Source organism: Streptomyces sp. NPDC107522 (genome assembly GCF_055657525.1).
Genome location: NZ_JBVKAU010000003.1, coordinates 57300 through 76056 on the forward strand (window position 1 = coordinate 57300; position 18757 = coordinate 76056).

The 18757-nt window shown below is 71.2% G+C and carries 16 protein-coding genes; 10 read left to right on the top strand and 6 right to left on the bottom strand.

All coding sequences use genetic code 11. The features are described from left to right. Positions 1-7: 7 nt before the first annotated feature. Both ACZ7L6_RS10290 and ACZ7L6_RS10295 read right to left on the bottom strand, forming a co-directional pair. Positions 8-1468, bottom strand: a complete 1461-nt coding sequence (locus ACZ7L6_RS10290; RefSeq protein ID WP_471921943.1) for a sensor histidine kinase — start codon at positions 1466-1468, stop codon at positions 8-10. Next, positions 1465-2142, bottom strand: coding sequence for a response regulator transcription factor (locus ACZ7L6_RS10295; protein ID WP_471921945.1), 678 nt, complete (start codon positions 2140-2142; stop codon positions 1465-1467). The genes ACZ7L6_RS10290 and ACZ7L6_RS10295 overlap by 4 nt, the downstream gene beginning before the upstream one ends. 116 nt (positions 2143-2258) lie before the next feature. On the opposite strand from ACZ7L6_RS10295, the gene ACZ7L6_RS10300 reads away from it, so the two are divergent. Continuing rightward, entirely contained in the window at positions 2259-2867 is a 609-nt protein-coding gene (locus ACZ7L6_RS10300; protein WP_471921947.1) for a PepSY domain-containing protein, read from the top strand. A gap of 351 nt (positions 2868-3218) precedes the next feature. Here ACZ7L6_RS10300 and meaB read toward each other — a convergent pair whose 3' ends face one another. Both meaB and ACZ7L6_RS10310 read right to left on the bottom strand, forming a co-directional pair. After that, the gene (gene meaB / locus ACZ7L6_RS10305; protein WP_471923347.1) at positions 3219-4175 is read right to left on the bottom strand and encodes a methylmalonyl Co-A mutase-associated GTPase MeaB; all 957 of its coding nucleotides are present in this window, start codon (positions 4173-4175) and stop codon (positions 3219-3221) included. A 54-nt stretch (positions 4176-4229) separates the two neighbouring features. Then, positions 4230-5432, bottom strand: coding sequence for an acetyl-CoA C-acetyltransferase (locus ACZ7L6_RS10310; RefSeq protein WP_471921949.1), 1203 nt, complete (start codon positions 5430-5432; stop codon positions 4230-4232). Between the two features lie 149 nt (positions 5433-5581). On the opposite strand from ACZ7L6_RS10310, the gene mce reads away from it, so the two are divergent. The 7 genes from mce (at position 5582) to ACZ7L6_RS10345 (ending at position 15605) form a co-directional block, all read left to right on the top strand. Then, the gene (gene mce, locus ACZ7L6_RS10315) at positions 5582-6022 is read left to right on the top strand and encodes a methylmalonyl-CoA epimerase (protein ID WP_030950042.1); all 441 of its coding nucleotides are present in this window, start codon (positions 5582-5584) and stop codon (positions 6020-6022) included. A 384-nt stretch (positions 6023-6406) separates the two neighbouring features. Beyond that, the gene (gene scy / locus ACZ7L6_RS10320; protein WP_471921951.1) at positions 6407-10255 is read left to right on the top strand and encodes a polarized growth protein Scy; all 3849 of its coding nucleotides are present in this window, start codon (positions 6407-6409) and stop codon (positions 10253-10255) included. A gap of 183 nt (positions 10256-10438) precedes the next feature. Further along, the gene (locus ACZ7L6_RS10325) at positions 10439-11374 is read left to right on the top strand and encodes a coiled-coil domain-containing protein (RefSeq protein ID WP_003997840.1); all 936 of its coding nucleotides are present in this window, start codon (positions 10439-10441) and stop codon (positions 11372-11374) included. A 164-nt stretch (positions 11375-11538) separates the two neighbouring features. Further along, on the top strand, positions 11539-12498 hold the full coding sequence (locus ACZ7L6_RS10330) for an ABC transporter ATP-binding protein (RefSeq protein WP_471921953.1): 960 nt from the start codon (positions 11539-11541) through the stop codon (positions 12496-12498). Positions 12499-12500: 2 nt separating this feature from the next. Next, on the top strand, positions 12501-13271 hold the full coding sequence (locus tag ACZ7L6_RS10335; protein WP_471921955.1) for an ABC transporter permease: 771 nt from the start codon (positions 12501-12503) through the stop codon (positions 13269-13271). Between the two features lie 145 nt (positions 13272-13416). Continuing rightward, entirely contained in the window at positions 13417-14730 is a 1314-nt protein-coding gene (locus ACZ7L6_RS10340) for an ABC transporter ATP-binding protein (RefSeq protein WP_471921957.1), read from the top strand. Beyond that, entirely contained in the window at positions 14727-15605 is an 879-nt protein-coding gene (locus ACZ7L6_RS10345; protein ID WP_471921959.1) for an ABC transporter permease, read from the top strand. The genes ACZ7L6_RS10340 and ACZ7L6_RS10345 overlap by 4 nt, the downstream gene beginning before the upstream one ends. Before the next feature lie 22 nt (positions 15606-15627). Here the strand turns inward: ACZ7L6_RS10345 and ACZ7L6_RS10350 are convergent, their stop codons facing one another. Continuing rightward, entirely contained in the window at positions 15628-15969 is a 342-nt protein-coding gene (locus tag ACZ7L6_RS10350) for an ATP/GTP-binding protein (protein ID WP_471921961.1), read from the bottom strand. A 223-nt stretch (positions 15970-16192) separates the two neighbouring features. Between ACZ7L6_RS10350 and ACZ7L6_RS10355 the strand changes: the two genes are divergently transcribed. Continuing rightward, positions 16193-17221, top strand: coding sequence for an LLM class flavin-dependent oxidoreductase (locus tag ACZ7L6_RS10355; RefSeq protein ID WP_471921962.1), 1029 nt, complete (start codon positions 16193-16195; stop codon positions 17219-17221). 113 nt (positions 17222-17334) lie between these two features. On the opposite strand, the gene ACZ7L6_RS10360 is transcribed toward ACZ7L6_RS10355, so the two are convergent. Then, a complete protein-coding gene (locus tag ACZ7L6_RS10360; RefSeq protein ID WP_020942287.1) occupies positions 17335-17727 on the bottom strand; it encodes an SCO5389 family protein in 393 nt (130 codons plus the stop codon). Between the two features lie 264 nt (positions 17728-17991). On the opposite strand from ACZ7L6_RS10360, the gene nucS reads away from it, so the two are divergent. After that, positions 17992-18663 carry an endonuclease NucS gene (nucS, locus tag ACZ7L6_RS10365; RefSeq protein WP_055625192.1) on the top strand — a complete coding sequence of 224 codons (672 nt, stop codon included), beginning with the start codon at positions 17992-17994 and terminating at the stop codon, positions 18661-18663. Positions 18664-18757: the final 94 nt, after the last annotated feature.

Consider the following 18757-nt stretch of genomic DNA (forward strand, 5'->3'; position numbering starts at 1 on the left):
CCGGCGACTACCGAGCCTGCGGCAGGCGGAGTTCGAACAGGGCTCCGCCCGCCGGCGCCCGGCCCACGGTGAGCGTGCCACCGTGCCGTACGGCGACGTCGCGGGCGATGGCCAGACCCAGCCCGGCGCCGCCGTCGTCGCGGCTGCGGGCCTCGTCGAGCCGTACGAACCGCTCGAAGATCCGCTCCCGGTCGGCCTCGGCCACCCCGTCCCCGTCGTCGGCGACGGCCACGACGGCCCACGCCCCGTCCTTCCGGACGGTCACCGTGACCGCCGAGCGGGCGTGCCGCTGGGCGTTGTCCAGCAGGTTGGTGAGCACCCGGGCCACCTGTCCGCGCGCCCCCGCCACCTCCACGGCCGACGCCTCCACCGTCACGTTCGCCCGCCCGTCGGCCTGCTCCCGGGCCAGCGCGCCGAGGTCGAACCGCCCGTCGCCGGGCCGCTCCCCCGCGTCCAGGCGGGCGAGCAGCAGCAGGTCGGCCGCGAGGTCCTGCAGCCGTACGGTGTCCTCCACGGCGCCGTCGAGGTCGAGCAACTCGGGGTGGGCGGCGCCCACTTCGAGCTGGGTGCGCAGGGACGCGATCGGGCTGCGCAACTCGTGCGAGGCGTCGGCGACGAAGCGGCGCTGGCGTTCCACCGAAGTCTGCAGGGCGGCCAGCGTCTCGTTGGTGGTCAGGGCGAGGCGGGCGACCTCGTCGTGCGTGTCCGGCACCGGTACGCGGCGCGCGAGGTCCTCGGAGGCGGTGATCGCGGCCATCTCGCCGCGGATGCCCTCGACCGGGCGCAGGGCGCGCCGGGTGACCAGCCAGGTGACGCCCGCGACGACGCCGAGCAGCAGCGGGAAGCCGATCAGCATCACGGTCAACGCGGTCTTGACGGCGCCCTGTTCGGCGGAGAGCGGCGCACCCGCGAAGACGGCGAGTGTGCCCCTGCCGTCGACCTCCACGTGGACCTTGGCGAAGCGGTACTCGTCGGTCTCGCCGTCGACCGTGGCGGTGCCGTTCGTGAAGGTGGTGTGGTCGCTGACCTCGCCCGGTTCGAGGGAGGCGAGGGAGGAGTCGTCGTCCGCGTCGTCGTCGGAGTCGCCCGAGTCACCGGAGTCGCCCGAGTCGCCGGAGTCGCTCGTGGCTCCTCCCGGCGACGGCTGGGGCTGCGGCCGCACCGCGTCGGTGCCCGTGCCGCTGATCCGCTCAAGATCCTCGTTGGCCGCGAGCAACTTCCCGTCCTCGTCGACGACCTGGACCGGCACGTCCTTGTCCACCGGCAGCCGGTCCTGCGGCCTGGTGAGCGCGATGTCCGAGGCGACGGCGCGTGCGGTCCGTTCCGCCTCCGTGGCCGCCTGCCCGATCAGGTTCGACCGCAGCGACAGCAGTACGGCGGTCCCGGCCGCGACCAGCGCCACCGCGACGACGAGGGTGGCGGCCAGCGTCGCCCGCGACCGGACGGAACCGAAAAGACGGCCCCTCATGGCGACGCCTCCACTCTCTCCAGCCGGTACCCGGCGCCGCGGACGGTCCGGATGAGCCCGGCACGCAGCTTGCGCCGCAGGGTGCTGACGTACACCTCGACGATGTTCGGATCCCCCTCGTACGCGAAGTCCCAGACGTGCTCCAGGATCTCCGCCTTGGACACCACCTCGCCGGCCCGCACGACGAGCGTCTCCAGCACCGCGAACTCCTTGGCGGTGAGGGTGACTTCATCCTCGCCGAGGAAGACCCGGCGGGCGGCCGTGTCGACCTTGAGGTCACCGTTGACGTGCACGGGAGAGGCGCCGACGCCCTGGCCGCCGCGCCGCAGCAGCGCCTTGACGCGGGCGACGAGGACGACGTACGAGAACGGCTTGGTCAGGTAGTCGTCCGCGCCGGTGTCCAGCCCCTCGGCCTCGTCGTACTCGCCGTCCTTGGCGGTGAGCATCAGGATCGGCACGTCGTGGCCGGCGGCGCGCAGGGCGGCGCAGACGCGGTAGCCGTTCATGCCGGGCAGCATGATGTCGAGGATCACGAGGTCGTACGACCCCTCCGAGGCCCGGTACAGCCCCTCACGGCCGTCGTGGACGACGTCCACGCCGTATCCCTCGGCCGTCAGCCCCTTGGCGAGCGACAGGGCCAGCCGCTTCTCGTCCTCCACGATCAACAGGCGCATGCGTACAGCCTGGCAAAGCGAAGCTGAAGATCTCTTCAGGGGGCTTCAGGTTCCTCTCAGCGTCGGTTCGGCAGATTGATTCCCGTCGAAACGAGAACTACTCGGGAGGAACCGGGATGAAGCGCAACATCGTCATCGCCACCGTCGCCGCCGCGGCTCTGATCGGAGGCGGCACCGTCGCGGCCTACGCCGTCGGTGACGACGACAGCGCACCCACCGCGCGTCAGCCGAACGTACGGGTCGCCGACGACAGGGACGACGACACCGCCGACGTCCGTACGGAAGCCCCCACCGCCGAGGTCACCGCCGCCGACGCGATCGCGGCCGCGCTGAAGCACACGCCGGGCACGGCCGTCTCCGCCGACCTGGACGACGACGGCTCGGGCGTGTGGGAGGTGAACGTCGTCAAGGGTGACGGCGCCGAGTACGACGTCCGGGTCGCCGCGGACAGCGGCAAGGTCCTCGGGGCCCAGCGCGACGACGATGACGACAACGACGGCCGCGAGGACCTCGCCGCGCTGAAGGGCGCGAGCGTCGACGCCCGCGAGGCTGCGCAGGCCGGCGCGGCGAAGGGCACGGTCACCGACGTGGACCTGGATGACGACGGTGCGGCGGCGTGGAGCGTGGAGACCACCAAGGGTGAGTGGAAGGTCGACCTGAAGACGGGCAAGGTCACGCAGGACCAGGGCGACCGGGACGGTGACGCCTCGGGCGACGACGACTGACGTCGGGTGCGGGCGGGTTTTCTCGCCCCCGCCGCCCCTACCCGCCCCATCCTGAAGGGGTTCCGCCCCTTCCACCCCGCCAGGGGGCTCCGCCCCCTGGAACCCCGTCGGCCCCGAAAGGGCCTCGTCCTCAAACGCCGGACGGGCTGGATGATGCGGACCGGCGTCGAGAGACGGAGCCCCTTGCGGGTGGGTGGGGGCTCGGGACGGTTGCAGCCTCGTCCTCGAACGCCGGACAGGCTTAGTGCAGCTGGCTGGCGTCGCGAGGTGATCGCCCCCTGCGGGGGGTGGGGACCAGGGATGGTTGCAGCCTCGTCCTCGAACGCCGGACGGGCTGAAAAGCCGTGACCGTCAGCCCTTCGTCAGGCCCGCCACCAGTTCGTCCGCCGCTCGGTACGGGTCCAGTTCCCCGGCGACGATCTTCTCTGCCAGTGCCCCGAGGCGGCGGTCGCCGTGGAGGTCGGCGATGCGTTCGCGGAGGGCCGTGACGGCGATGGTCTCCACCTCGCGGGCGGCGCGGGCGCGGCGGCGTTCGGTGAGGACGCCCCGCTCCTCCATCCAGGCGCGGTGCTTCTCCAGGGCCTCCACGACCTCGTCGACGCCCTCGGCACGGGCGGCGACCGTCTTGACGATGGGTGGGCGCCAGTCGCCGGGGCCGCGGGACTCGCCGAGGCCGAGCATGTGGTTGAGCTCGCGTGCGGTGGCGTCGGCGCCGTCGCGGTCGGCCTTGTTGACGACGTACACGTCGCCGATCTCCAGGATGCCCGCCTTGGCCGCCTGGATGCCGTCGCCCATGCCGGGGGCGAGGAGGACTACGGAGGTGTCTGCCTGGGAGGCGATTTCCACCTCCGACTGGCCTACGCCGACCGTCTCGACCAGGATCACGTCGCAGCCCGCCGCGTCCAGGACGCGGATCGCCTGCGGGGCCGCCCACGCGAGGCCGCCCAGGTGGCCCCGCGTCGCCATCGAGCGGATGTAGACGCCCGGGTCGGAGGCGTGCTCCGACATCCGGACCCGGTCGCCGAGCAGGGCACCGCCCGAGAACGGCGAGGACGGGTCGACGGCCAGGACGCCGACCCGCTTGCCCTGCTTGCGGTACGCCGTCACGAGGGCGGACGTGGATGTCGACTTGCCCACGCCCGGTGAACCCGTCAGGCCCACGACGTACGCGTTGCCCGTCAGTGGCGCGAGCGTCCGCATGACCTCCCGCAGTTGCGGGGACGCCCCCTCCACCAGGGAGATCAGCCGGGCCACGGCCCGCGGCCGGCCTTCCCTGGCCTGGGCCACCAGGGTGGAGACGTCCTGCATCACAGCTCCGTTCACGAAGAGGTCCTACGGTCCTGCAGTTCTACAAAGGAGAACTCAGGCCTTGGGTACCCGCACGATCAGCGCGTCACCCTGACCGCCGCCACCGCACAGCGCGGCCGCGCCGACCCCGCCGCCCCGCCGCTTCAGCTCCAGGGCCAGGTGCAGGACGAGACGCGCACCGGACATACCGATCGGGTGACCCAGGGCGATGGCTCCGCCGTTGACGTTCACCTTTTCCGTGGACACTCCGAGGTCCTTCATTGACTGCACCGCGACGGCGGCGAAGGCCTCGTTGATCTCGATCAGGTCGAGGTCGGAGACCTCCAGGCCCTCCTTCTTCAGGGCGTGGAGGATGGCGTTGGAGGGCTGGGACTGGAGGCTGTTGTCCGGACCCGCCACGTTGCCGTGGGCGCCGATCTCCGCGATCCAGTCCAGGCCGAGCTCCTGCGCCTTGGCCTTGCTCATCACGACCACGGCCGCCGCGCCGTCCGAGATCTGCGAGGACGAGCCGGCGGTGATGGTGCCGTCCTTGGAGAACGCGGGGCGCAGCTTGCCCAGGGACTCCGCGGTGGTGTCCCCGCGGATGCCCTCGTCCTTGCTGAAGAGAACCGGGTCGCCCTTGCGCTGCGGGATCTCGACCGGGGTGATCTCGGCCTCGAAGATGCCGTTCTTCTGCGCGGCGGCGGCGCGCTGGTGGGACAGGGCGGCGATCTCGTCCTGCTCGGGGCGCCGGATGCCGAGGCGCGTGTTGTGCTTCTCCGTCGACTCGCCCATGGCGATGTTCTCGAAGGAGTCGGTCAGACCGTCGTACGCCATCGCGTCGATCATCTGCACCGCGCCGTACTTGAAGCCCTCACGGGACTTGGGGAGGAGGTGCGGGGCGTTCGTCATCGACTCCTGGCCGCCCGCCACGATCACGTCGAACTCACCCGCGCGGATCAGCTGGTCCGCGAGCGCGATCGCGTCGAGGCCGGACAGACACACCTTGTTGATGGTGAGCGCCGGGACGTTCATCGGGATGCCGGCCTTGACCGCGGCCTGGCGCGCCGGGATCTGCCCCGCCCCGGCCTGCAGCACCTGGCCCATGATCACGTACTGCACCTGGTCGCCGCCGATCCCCGCACGGTCGAGGGCGGCCTTGATCGCGAAGCCGCCGAGGTCGGCTCCGGAGAAGGACTTCAGCGAGCCCAGCAACCGTCCCATGGGCGTACGGGCGCCCGCGACGATCACCGAGGTCGTGCTGTTCGATCCAGACATGAGCTGTGATCCCCTTACCGGCTGCACTGCCGAGGAGTGAACGAGGGTTTACTTCGAATGTACTGAGTGGCACTCCGTGCCGTCACCGGGCCGTCGGTGTGATCGCGCGCACGTTGCGTAACCACCTCGGGAGCGCTGCACTGAACACCATGCTGACGCGAATCGACCACATCGGAATCGCCTGTTTCGATCTCGACAAGACCGTCGAGTTCTATCGGGCCACCTATGGCTTCGAGGTGTTCCACTCCGAGGTCAACGAGGAGCAGGGCGTCCGCGAGGCCATGCTCAAGATCAACGACACCTCCGACGGAGGCGCCTCCTACCTGCAGCTTCTCGAGCCCACACGTCCGGACTCCACCGTGGCGAAGTGGCTCGACAAGAACGGCGAGGGTGTCCACCACATCGCTTTCGGTACGGCGGATGTGGACGGCGACGCCGCCGACATCAAGGAAAAGGGCGTACGCGTTCTGTACGAAGAGCCCCGGCGCGGCTCCATGGGGTCACGAATCACCTTCCTGCACCCAAAGGATTGCCATGGCGTACTGACAGAACTGGTCACTTCGGCACCTGTTGAGTCACCTGAGCACTGACCCTCGTACATAGAGGCCGGTAGGGTTGGGGGCGGTCGCCGCTTCCTCAGGGCGACCCGGTCCCTCCGTCAAAGAGGGCGCCTGCCTCGCGACGCCTGGCACGCACGCTCGCCGCGTTGCCGAAAGGCCCTAGTAGCTCCGCTACGAGGACCTTTCGGCGCCTTGCGATCGCACGCACCAGACGCCGCGAGGCCCGCCCTACGGGCGGACGACGCCCTCTTTGACGGAGGGACCGTGTCCGGGGTCCGGGTTTCGGGGGACGAGGGTGGGGCAACAGCCCGTGCTCCGCCGTTGATCTGACACCATTCCCCGGGGGCCCCGTTCGGCGGATGGACGGTGCTCGTATGGAGAGACTTGCGACCAGGGGACGGATGGGACCGCGCAGTGCGGGGCTACGAACGCCAGGAGCGAGAGCCGGCGGCTGACGTCGACCACCTCTCTCGGTTCGAGGCCGAGATGGATCGGCTGAAGACCGAGCGGGAGAAGGCGATCCAGCACGCCGAGGACCTCGGCTACCAGGTCGAGGTGCTGCGCGCCAAGTTGCACGAGGCGCGGCGCACCATCATGTCCCGGCCCGACTTCGCCGGCGGCGACATCGGCTATCAGGCCGAGCAGTTGCTGCGCAACGCCCAGATCCAGGCCGACCAGCTGCGCCAGGACGCCGAGCGGGAGCTGAGCCAGGCCCGCGCGCAGACCCAGCGCATCCTCCAGGAGCACGCCGAGCAGGCGGCCCGCCTCCAGGCCGAGCTGCACCAGGAGGCGGTGACGCGCCGCCAGCAGCTGGACCAGGAGCTGGCCGAGCGGCGGCAGACCGTCGAGTCGCACGTCAACGAGAACGTGGCGTGGGCGGAGCAGCTGCGCGCCCGCAGCGAGCAGCAGGCCCGTCGGCTGCTCGACGAGTCCCGGGCCGAGGCCGAGCAGGCCATGGCGGCCGCGCGCGCCGAGGCCGAGCGGCTCACCACCGAGGCCCGGCAGCGGCTGCAGACGGCGGCCGAGGAGGCCCGCGCGGAGGCCGAGCAGATCCTGCGTCGCGCGCGCACGGACGCCGAGCGGCTGCTGAACGCCGCCTCCACCCAGGCCCAGGAGGCCACCGACCACGCCGAGCAGCTGCGCAACTCCACCGCGAGCGAGTCGGACGCCGCCCGCCGGCAGGCCACCGAGCTCAGCCGGGCCGCCGAGCAGCGCATGGCGGAGGCCGAGGAGGCGCTGCGCAAGGCGCAGTCCGAGGCCGACAAGCTCGTCGCCGAGGCCAAGGAGGCCGCCGCCAAGGCGCTCGCCAGCGCCGAGGCCGCCAACGAGACCCGCACGCGCACGGCGAAGGAGCAGGTCGCCCGGCTGGTCGAAGAGGCCACCAAGGAGGCCGAGAACACCAAGGCCGACGCCGAGCAGGTCATCGCCGACGCCCGCGCCGAGGCCGAGAAGCTGCTCGCGGAGGCGGCCGAGAAGGCCCGCACGATCACCGCCGAGGAGAGCGCGACCCAGCTGTCCAAGGCGGCCAAGACCGCCGAGGACGTCCTCAACAAGGCGCAGGAGGACGCGCAGAACACCACCAAGGCGGCGGCCGAGGAGGCCGAGCGGATCCGCAAGGAGGCCGAGGCCGAGGCGGACCGGCTGCGCGCCGAGGCGCACGACATCGCCGAGCAGCTCAAGGGCGCGGCGAAGGACGACACCAAGGAGTACCGCGCCAAGACGGTCGAGCTGCAGGAGGAGGCCCGTCGGCTGCGCGGCGAGGCCGAGCAGCTGCGCTCCGAGGCGGTCGCCGAGGGCGAGAAGATCCGCGCGGAGGCCCGCAAGGAAGCCGTCCAGCAGATCGAGGAGGCGGCCAAGACCGCCGAGGAGCTGCTGGCGAAGGCCAAGCAGGACGCGGACGAGCTGCGCCAGAAGGCCACCACGGACAGCGAGAAGGTCCGCACCGAGGCCATCGAGCGGGCCACGACGCTGCGCCGCCAGGCCGAGGAGACCCTCCAGCGCACCCGCCAGGAGGCCGAACGGCACCGCGAGGAGGTCGTCGAGCAGGCCGAGGGCATCAAGGCCGACGCCGAGCGGGCCGCGCGCGAGCTGCGCGAGGAGACCGAGCGTGCCGTCGAGGCCCGCCGCGCGGAGGCCGCCGAGGAGCTGACCCGGCTTCAGACCGAGGCCGAGCAGCGGCTCGCCGCCGCCGAGCAGGCGCTCAGCGACGCCCGCGAGGAGGCCGCGCGCATCCGCCGCGAGGCCGCCGAGGACACCGACCGGCTGCGCACCGAGGCCGCCGAGCGGATCCGCACCCTGCGGCAGCAGGCCGAGGAGGAGGCCGACCGGCTGCGCACCGAGGCCGCGTCGGACGCGTCCGCGTCCCGGGCCGAGGGCGAGGCCGTCGCCGTACGCCTCAGGTCGGAGGCCGCGGCCGAGGCCGAGCGGCTGAAGTCGGAGGCGCAGGACACCGCCGACCGGGTACGGGCCGAGGCGCAGGCCGCTGCCGAGCGGCTGGCCACCGAGGCGTCCGAGACGCTGGCCGCCGCCCAGGAGGAGGCCGCCCGGCGCCGCCGCGAGGCCGAGGAACTCCTCGGTTCCGCGCGGCAGGAGGCCGACCAGGAGCGGGAGCGGGCCCGCGAGCAGAGCGAGGAGCTGCTGGCCTCCGCCCGTAAGCGGGTCGAGGACGCGCAGGCCGAGGCGGTGCGGCTGGTCGAGGAGGCCGACCGGCGCGCCACCGAGATGGTCTCCGCCGCCGAGCAGCACGCCCAGCAGGTGCGCGACTCCGTGGCCGGGCTGCACGAGCAGGCCCAGGAGGAGATCGCCGGGCTGCGCAGCGCCGCCGAGCACGCGGCGGACCGTACCCGCCGGGAGGCCCAGGAGGAGGCGGACCGGGTCCGCTCCGACGCCTACGCCGAGCGGGAGCGGGCCGGCGAGGACGCGGGCCGCGTCCGGCGCGAGGCCCACGAGGAGGCCGAGGCCGCCAAGTCCCTCGCCGAGCGCACGATGGCGGAGGCGATCGCCGAGGCGGAGCGGCTGCGGTCGGACGCCGCCGAGCACGCCCAGCGGATCCGTACCGAGGCGTCGGACAAGATCGCCGAGGCCGACCAGGCCGCAGCGCGCACCCGTGCGGACGCCCGCGAGGACGCCAACCGGATCCGCTCGGACGCGGCGACGCAGGCCGACACCCTCATCACCGAGGCACGCAACGAGGCGGAGCGGCTGCAGTCGGAGACGGTCGCGGAGGCCGACCGGGTCCGGGCCGAGGCGCTCGCCAAGGCCGAGAAGCTGGTCGGCGACGCCACGTCGGACGCGGAGCGGCTGCGCGCCGAGGCCGCCGAGACGATCGGTGCCGCACAGCAGCACGCGGAGCGGATCCGCAGCGAGTCCCAGCGGGTCAAGGCCGAGGCCGCGTCGGAGGCCGAGCGGCTGGTCTCCTCCGCGCGCGAGGAGGCCGAGCGCACCCTCGACGAGGCCCGCAAGGACGCCAACAAGCGGCGCTCGGAGGCGGCCGAGCAGGTCGACAAGCTCATCACCGAGACCACGGCCGAGGCGGACAAGCTGCTGACGGAGGCGCAGCAGCAGGCGCACAAGACGACCGCGGACGCGGAGGCGCAGGCCGACACCATGGTGGGCGCCGCCCGCAAGGAGGCCGACCGCCTGGTCTCCGAGGCGACCGTCGAGGGCAACTCCATGGTGGAGAAGGCCCGTACGGACGCGGACGAGCTGCTCGTCGGCGCCCGGCGGGACGCCACCCAGATCAGGGAGCGCGCGGAGGAGTTGCGCGACCGCATCACGACCGAGATCGAGAACCTGCACGAGCGGGCCCGCCGTGAGGCCGCCGAGACGATGAAGTCGACCGGCGACCGCTGCGACGCCCTCATCAAGGCCGCCGAGGAGCAGCTGGCCAAGGCGCAGGCGAAGGCCAAGGAGATCGTCTCGGAGGCCAACTCCGAGGCGGGCAAGGTCCGTATCGCCGCCGTCAAGAAGGCCGAGGGGCTGCTGAAGGAGGCCGAGCAGAAGCGGTCCACGCTGATCAAGGAGGCCGAGGAGCTCAGGGCCGAGGCGATCCGCGAGGCCAAGCGCACGGTCGAGGAGGGCAAGCGCGAGCTGGAGGTCCTGGTCCGGCGCCGCGAGGACATCAACGCCGAGATCTCCCGCGTCCAGGACGTCCTGGAGGCGCTGGAGTCCTTCGAGGCGCCGTCGGCGGGCAAGGACGGCGGGGTCAAGGCCGGTGCGACGGTGGGCGCCCCCCGATCGGGTGGCAAGTCGCCGGACAGCTAGCCAAGAGACCGGACTCCGGTGTTTTCTGGGGCCTTTGACCAGATCTTTGGCAAGCAGTCCTGAGGTTAGCCACCCAAAAGGGGTGTCATTCTCCAGATCAAACACGCATCCGCTCGATGACACACCGCTTCGGCCCCTAGGATTCCACCTATCACCTCACCGGTCTCATTCGACAGGAACCCCATGAGCGACACTTCCCCCTACGGCTTCGAGCTTGTGCGGCGTGGGTACGACCGCGCTCAGGTGGACGAACGGATCTCCAAGCTCGTCTCCGACCGTGACAGCGCTCTCGCCCGCATCACCGCTCTGGAAAAGCGCATCGAGGAGCTCCACCTCGAGACGCAGAACGCCCAGGCCGCCGTGACCGACGCAGAGCCGTCGTACGCGGGTCTCGGCGCGCGTGTCGAGAAGATCCTCCGCCTCGCCGAGGAAGAGGCCAAGGATCTGCGCGAGGAGGCCCGCCGCGCCGCCGAGCAGCACCGCGAGCTCGCCGAGTCGGCGGCCCAGCAGGTCCGCAACGACGCAGAATCGTTCGCTGCGGAGCGCAAGGCCAAGGCCGAGGACGAAGGCGTCCGGATCGTCGAGAAGGCCAAGAGCGACGCCTCTCAGCTGCGTGCCGAGGCGCAGAAGGACGCGCAGTCCAAGCGCGAGGAGGCGGACGCCCTCTTCGAGGAGACCCGCGCCAAGGCCGCGCAGGCCGCCGCCGACTTCGAGACGAACCTCGCCAAGCGCCGCGAGCAGTCCGAGCGTGACCTGGCGTCCCGTCAGGCCAAGGCCGAGAAGCGCCTCGCCGAGATCGAGCACCGCGCCGAGCAGCTGCGCCTGGAGGCCGAGAAGCTGCGCACCGACGCCGAGCGCCGCGCCCGCCAGACGGTGGAGACGGCCCAGCGCCAGGCCGAGGACATCGTGGCCGACGCCAACGCCAAGGCCGACCGCATCCGTTCGGAATCGGAGCGCGAGCTCGCGGCCCTCACCAACCGCCGCGACAGCATCAACGCCCAGCTGACGAACGTCCGCGAGATGCTGGCGACCCTCACCGGTGCCGCGGTTGCCGCCGCGGGCACGCCGGCCGAGGACGAGCCGATCTCCCGCGGGGTGCCGGCTCAGCAGACCCGGTAACCGGTAGCAGCAGAGCAGCATCAGAGGCCCGCACCGTCTCCCCCGAGGGTGCGGGCCTTTGGCGTACTCGCTGCCCGGCGGCGTTGACGGCTGTTGCCACCCTCGTCGGCCTCCGTTTGCCCGGTGGGGTGGCAGTCGCCGAAACCCGGCCCTAGCGTGGGCGCATGATTGAGCTCGAGGGGCTGACCAAGCGGTACGGCGAGAAGGTGGCGGTCAACAACCTCACCTTCACCGTCAGACCGGGCATGGTCACGGGGTTCCTCGGGCCCAACGGCGCCGGCAAGTCGACCACGATGCGGATGATCCTCGGGCTCGACCGCCCCACCGCCGGCGACGTCCGTATCGACGGCAAGCACTACGACCAGCTCAAGGACCCGCTGACGTACATCGGCGCCCTGCTGGAGGCCAAGGCCTGGCACGGGGGGCGCAGTGCCTACAACCATCTGCTGTGCCTCGCGCAGAGCAACGGCATTCCGAGGCGCCGGGTGCGCGAGGTGCTGGAGACGGTCGGGCTCACCGCGGTCGCCCGGAAGAAGACCAAGGGCTTCTCGATGGGCATGGGACAGCGGCTCGGCATCGCGGGCGCGCTGCTCGGCGACCCGCAGATCCTGATGTTCGACGAGCCGGTCAACGGGCTCGACCCCGAGGGCATCCACTGGATCCGCAACCTGATGAAATCCCTTGCCGCACAGGGCCGTACCGTCTTCGTCTCCTCGCACCTGATGAGCGAGATGGCGCTGACCGCCGATCACCTCGTCGTCATCGGACAGGGCAGGCTGCTCGCCGACACGACCATGGCCGACTTCATCGAGCGGAACTCGAAATCGTACGTCCGGATCCGCACCCCGCAGCGGGAGCGGCTGCTCGACGTGCTGCACACCGCCGGGATCACGGCGGTGGAGGCGGGCAACGGCACGCTCGAGGTCGACGGCGGCAAGGCGGAGCAGATCGGGGAGCTGGCGGCGCGGCACGGGGTCGTGCTGCACGAGCTGAGCCCGCAACAGGCCTCACTGGAGGAAGCGTTCATGCAGCTGACCGCCGAGTCGGTGGAGTACCACGCGCACTCGGCGGCGCCGCCCGGGGAGCCTCAGCGTCAGTGGGGCGAAGACTGGAGGAGGAGCTGAACATGGCAGCCGCTCAGGTCATCCGCTCCGAATGGACCAAGATCCGGTCCGTCGCCTCCACCGTGTGGACGCTCTCCCTCGCCGTGGTGGTCACCATCGCCCTCGGCATGCTGATCTCGGGCCTGTCGGCGAACGAGTTCGACAACATGAGCGAGCGGGACAGGCTCTCCTTCGATCCGACCTTCATCAGCTTCGCCGGGATGAGCCTCGGTCAGCTCGCGATGATCGTGTTCGGGGTGCTCGTCGTCTCGAACGAGTACAGCACCGGCATGATCCGCAGCTCGCTGGCGGCCGTACCGCAGCGCGGCACCTTCCTGTTCAGCAAGATCGCGGTGGCGACCGGCCTCGCGCTGGTCGTCGGCCTGGCCACCAGCTTCGTCACGTTCTTCCTCGGGCAGGCGATGCTCGGCGAGCACAAGGCGGAGATCGGCGACCCGGGTGTGCTGCGCGCGGTGATCGGCGGCGGGCTCTACATGACCCTCATCGCGATGTTCTCCATGGGCGTCGCCGCGATGCTGCGCTCACCGATGCTGTCGCTGGGCATCCTGATGCCGTTCTTCTTCCTGGTCTCCAACATCCTCGGCAATGTCTCGGCCACCGAGAAGATCGGCCGCTATCTGCCCGACCAGGCCGGCAGCAAGATCATGCAGGTGGTCACGCCGGTCGACGACGACACACCGTACGGTCCCTGGGGCGGGCTCGGCATCATGGCTCTGTGGGTGCTCGCGGCGATCGCCGGCGGCTACGCCACGCTCAGGAAACGGGACGCGTAGCGAGGGGCGGGGCGTGCGAGCAGCGCGGGGTCGGCGGTACGAGGTTTTACCGGCCCTTGAGTGGAACCGTCAGCGCCTCGATATCCTCCTAACCCTTACGGGGGCGTGTGCCCCGCTGTCCTGATCCTTTCGATGGGTGCGGAGCATGATCGAAGCAGTCGGCCTGACCAAGCGCTACGGCGACAAGACCGCTGTGTACAACCTGTCCTTCCAGGTGCGGCCCGGTGCTGTCACCGGCTTCCTGGGGCCCAACGGCTCGGGCAAGTCGACGACGATGCGCATGATCCTCGGCCTGGACAACCCGACCGCGGGGAACGTCACCATCGGCGGCTACCCGTACCGCAAGCTGCCCAACGCCCCCCGCCAGGTCGGCGCCCTGCTGGACGCCAAGGCCGTGCACGGCGGCCGGGCGGCACGCAACCACCTGCTGAGCCTCGCCCAGCTGTCCGGCATCCCGGCCCGCCGGGTGGACGAGGTGCTGGGCGTGGTCGGTCTCCAGGACGTGGCCGGGAAGCGCTCCAAGGGCTTCTCGCTCGGCATGGGCCAGCGCCTCGGCATCGCCGCCGCGCTGCTCGGCGACCCCCAGGTGCTGCTGTTCGACGAGCCGGTCAACGGCCTCGACCCCGAGGGCATCCTCTGGGTGCGCAACCTGATGAAGTCGCTGGCGGCCGAGGGCCGGACCGTCTTCGTCTCCTCGCACCTCATGAGCGAGATGGCGCTGACCGCCGACCACCTGATCGTCATCGGGCGCGGGCAGCTGCTCGCCGACATGAGCGTCAAGGACTTCATCGCGGCGAACTCGGCCGGCTTCGCCCGGGTGCGTACGCCCGACACCGAGCCGCAGCTGCGCGAGAAGCTGGCCGGCGCGCTCACCGAGGCGGGCGGCCATGTGCTGCCCGAGCAGGACGGCGCGCTGCGGGTGACCGGGCTGCCGCTCCCCCGCATCAGCGACATCGCGCACGACACCGACGTACGGCTGTGGGAGCTGTCGCCGCACCAGGCCTCGTTGGAGGAGGCGTACATGCGGATGACGCAGGGCGCGGTCGACTACCGCTCGACCATCGACCAGAAGGCAGGGCTCCAGCAGCCGCTGCCCCCGGGCGCGCAGCCGCCCATGCCGGTTCCGGGCCAGGGCCAGCCGGGCTGGTACGCCCCGCCGCCGCCCCAGCAGGGCGGGCAGCCCTTCGCCCCGCCGCAGGGCGCGCCGGGCCAGGCGCCCGCCGGGCCGTACGGCGCTCCCGGGGCACCCGGTGCGGATACGGCCAACCCGTACGCCCAGCAGGCGCCCCAGCCGCCTCAGGCGCCGCCCGGCCCGGCCCCGGGGCAGCCCGCCGGTCAGCAGGCCGCCGCCCCGCCCGCGCCCCAGCAGGCGCCCGCACAGCCGCCCGTGTCCGCCCCCACGCAGACCGACGCACCCTCCACCCCTGCCGCCCTGACCAAGCCCGAGGACGCCCGATGAGCACGCCCCAGCCCCCGATGCCGCAGACCGCCGCACCGAACTGGCAGGCGGCGCCCGGCTCGTCGTACTCCACCTACACCTCGCCGATCCCCGTCGTGCGCACGCACCTCGGGCACGCGCTCGCCTCGGAGTGGACGAAGATCCGCTCGGTGCGCTCCACGATGTGGACGCTCGGCGTGTTCGTGCTGCTCGTCGTCGGCATCGGCCTGGCGGCCGCCGCGCTGGTCTCCGCCAACTCGTCCGAGGGCAGCCTGGCCGGCGAGAACCCCCTGGGCCTCGGCTTCTTCGGACTGCTCCTGGGCAGCATGGCCATCATCACGCTCGGCGTGCTGACGACCGCCTCGGAGTACGGCACCGGCATGATCCGCACCACGATGACCGCCTGCCCGACCCGCGGCCGGGTGCTGGCGGCGAAGGCGATCGTGTTCTTCACGGTCGCGTTCGTGATCACGCTGGCATCGGTCCTCGTCGTCGCCCTCGCCGATGTGGCCATGCTGGACAGCGCCGGAGCCCGGGAGCCGTCCGGCTCGGAGTGGCTCAAGGGCACCGTCGGCATCTCGCTCTACATGGCGCTGCTCGGACTGCTCTCGCTCGTCGTCGGCTCGATGCTGCGGCACTCGGCGGGCGCCATCACCATCATGATCGGTGTCGTGCTGGCCCCGCTGGTCATCGCGCTGTTCATGTTCTCGGAGTCGCTGAACGACCTGCGCCAGGCCCTGGTCGAGTACTCGATCCCGAACCAGCTCGGCGTCTTCTACGACAACTCCCTCTCCGAATCCGGCCCGTCCGGATGGGACCCGCTGTGGATCATGCTCGGCGTGACGGCCGCCGCGTTCGCCGGGGCGTACGCGCTGCTGGAGAAGCGGGACGTGTGAGCCGTCCGCCGCGTGACCGCGGCTAGAACTTCGGCGCGTTCCGGGACCGCTGCACCCGCGTGGTGCGGCGGTCCTTCGCGTTCCAGCACGCCTTGTGCCAGTGGCGGCGGTCGTCGACGCCCGCGTGGTCCGGCCAGGCGACGACGTGCGGGACGCCGTCCGGGATCAGCTGGTCGCAGCCCGGGCAGCGGTACGCCTTGCCCTGCGTGCTGGCCCCCGCCACATGCCGTACGTTCCAGTCCTCGCCCCGCCAGCTCTCCGAGGACTGCCAGCCGCCGTAGCGACCGGAACGGTCGTCATCGGCGCCGCGTCCGAACGAGGCAGCTCCTTTGGGGCCGTTGGGCCGGTTGCGACGCGGGGACACGGAACACCTCACGGGGCTATACAGGATGCACGGGTCATGCCCAGCCTACGCGGCGCGGACCGGGGTATTCGTACGGGACCAACCCCCACAAGTCCCTCACCCCGCGGATCCATTCTGCAGACAATCCGCAAATCCCTTCGCCAAGCCGTGTCCTCGGCACGTGTCAGACGGTTATGCCGGGTGGGGGAGCTCCGCGTCGGAGCCAAGGAAGCAGGAAATAGCGATGCGCGTAGGAAGTTTCGTGTTGGCGGCCCGGTTCCCGGGTCAGGGCGACGGGGAGGCGCTGCACCGCGCGGTCCGCTCCGCCGAGGTCGCCGAGGAAGCGGGGCTCGACACGGTCTGGCTGGCCGAGCACCACTTCGTGCCGTACGGCACCTGTCCGTCCGCGGTCACCCTGGCCGCGTTACTGCTCGGCCGCACCCGGCGACTGAGGGTCGGCACGGCGGTCAGCGTGCTGCCCACCGCCCACCCGGTGGCCCTCGGCGAGCAGGCCGCGCTGCTGCACATCACCTCGGGCGGGCGGTTCTCGCTGGGTGTGGGCCGCGGCGGCCCCTGGGTCGACCTGGAGGTGTTCGGCTCGGGTCTGAAGGCGTACGAGGAGGGGTTCCCGGAATCACTCGATCTGCTGCTGCGCTGGCTGCGGGAACCCTCCGTCGCGGCCGCCGGCGAGCGGTTCGGCTTCCGCGAGGTCCCCGTCGTACCGAGGCCCTCGGAGTGCCTCACGGACGTCGAGGGGCCCGAGGTCGTCGTCGCGTGCACATCGCCCCGGAGCGTGCGCCTCGCGGCCGAGCGCGGGCTGCCGATGCTGCTGGGGATGCACGTGGGCGACGAGGAGAAGGCCGAGATGGTCGCCCTGTGGCGGGAGTACGCCCGCGCGGCCGGGCGGCCCGCCGAGGAGATTCTCGACGCGGCCCATGTCTCGGCCGGCGTCTGCCAGATCGCGGACCGGCGCACGGACGCGGTGGAGACCCTGACGAAGGCGATGCCGGGCTGGCTCCGGCAGGGCCTGGAGGCCCATGTGACGGTGGACGGCCGCCATCGCGTGATGCGCGACCCGCTGGCCTACACCGAACTGCTCTGCGGACTGCACCCGGTGGGCACCCCGCGCCTGTGCGCCGACCGCCTGGCGGCGACCAGCGAACGGACCGGCATCTCCCGCTTCGCCCTGCTCGTCGAGGGCTCGGGCGACCTGGCGGCGACCGAGGAGAACGTACGACGGCTGGGCGCCGAAGTGCTGCCGCACCTCGGCTGAAGGTCCCCTGCTGTGCCTGTGCGTACCGAACGGACCGGTCCGCCAGGGGGCTTGCCGCCCCGGTACTGAATGCACCTCCCGCGTACGGAGCGGCAAGCAAGCGGCTGCCTGCGTCAGCAGTCCCTGAATTCCGGAGACTGGTTCAGCAGCTGGCTGCGGACCGAGGTGAAGCGGGCAAGCGTCTCGTCGACCGAGGCGTCGAGCGGGAACACCGCCACCCGGTGGCAGTTCTGGAAGGCCAGTCGCACCCCGAAGTGCCGCTGCAGCGCGCCGCGTATCGCGTCACTCGCAAGCGCACGCAGCAGCTGGCCACGTGCCTGCTCGTCCGGCGGGGGCGTCTGGTTGTCGGCGAACGAGCCGCCGTCGACCTTCAGCTGGGCCACCAGGGAGCTGATCATCTCCCATGCGTAGGGCAGGGAGGTCCGGACGCAGTCGACGAAGGCTGCTTCGTCGACCTCGCCTCGCTCGGCCTGTTCGAGTAGGGCCGGTGAGACGTCGAGCGACATGGGTTCTCCTCTCGCACCCCCGAAGAGCAGGGGTTGCCTGACAGATAAGGGAGTTCGCGATATCGAACACTCTGCGTACACGCCTCGCGACCTCCCGTTTAATACGGTAGGCAACAGACGGTGACGGCACCAGGAGATTGCGTACATGGGAGGTCCCCGTTAGGCCCACAATCGGCCAGAAATGAACAGGGGCAGTCCGGGGTCATACGGACTCCCCCGGGGCGAATCGCGTCCACCCGGGCCCGTCGAGTAGCGTTGCCGACCATGCGTCTCGTCATTGCCCGATGCTCCGTCGACTACGCGGGCCGGCTCACCGCCCACCTGCCCTCGGCGCCCCGTCTGATCCTGGTCAAGGCGGACGGCAGCGTCTCGATCCACGCGGACGACCGGGCCTACAAGCCCCTGAACTGGATGTCGCCGCCGTGCACCCTGAAGGAGGGGGACGGCGAGCAGAAGGACGTCTGGACGGTCACCAACAAAGCGGGCGAGAAGCTGATCATCACGATGGAGGAGATCCTCCACGACTCCTCGCACGAACTCGGCGTGGACCCCGGCCTGATCAAGGACGGCGTGGAAGCGCACCTCCAGGAACTCCTCGCCGACCGCATCGAAACGCTCGGCGAGGGCTACACGCTCATCCGCCGCGAGTACATGACGGCGATCGGGCCGGTGGACATCCTGTGCCGGGACGCCGAGGGCCGGACGGTCGCGGTCGAGATCAAGCGCCGGGGCGAGATCGACGGCGTGGAGCAACTCACGCGCTACCTGGAGCTGTTGAACCGCGATCCCCATCTCGCGCCGGTCCGCGGCATCTTCGCGGCCCAGGAGATCAAGCCGCAGGCGCGGGTCCTCGCCACGGACCGGGGTATCGGGTGCCAGGTGCTGGACTACGACGCGATGCGCGGTATCGAGGACGACAAGCTGCGGTTGTTCTGACCTGCGGTTGTCAGCACGTCTGGGCGGTTGTACGCGGTTCTACGACAGTGAGGGCCGGGTCCGAAGGGTGGACCCGGCCCTCTTGTGTGGAGCG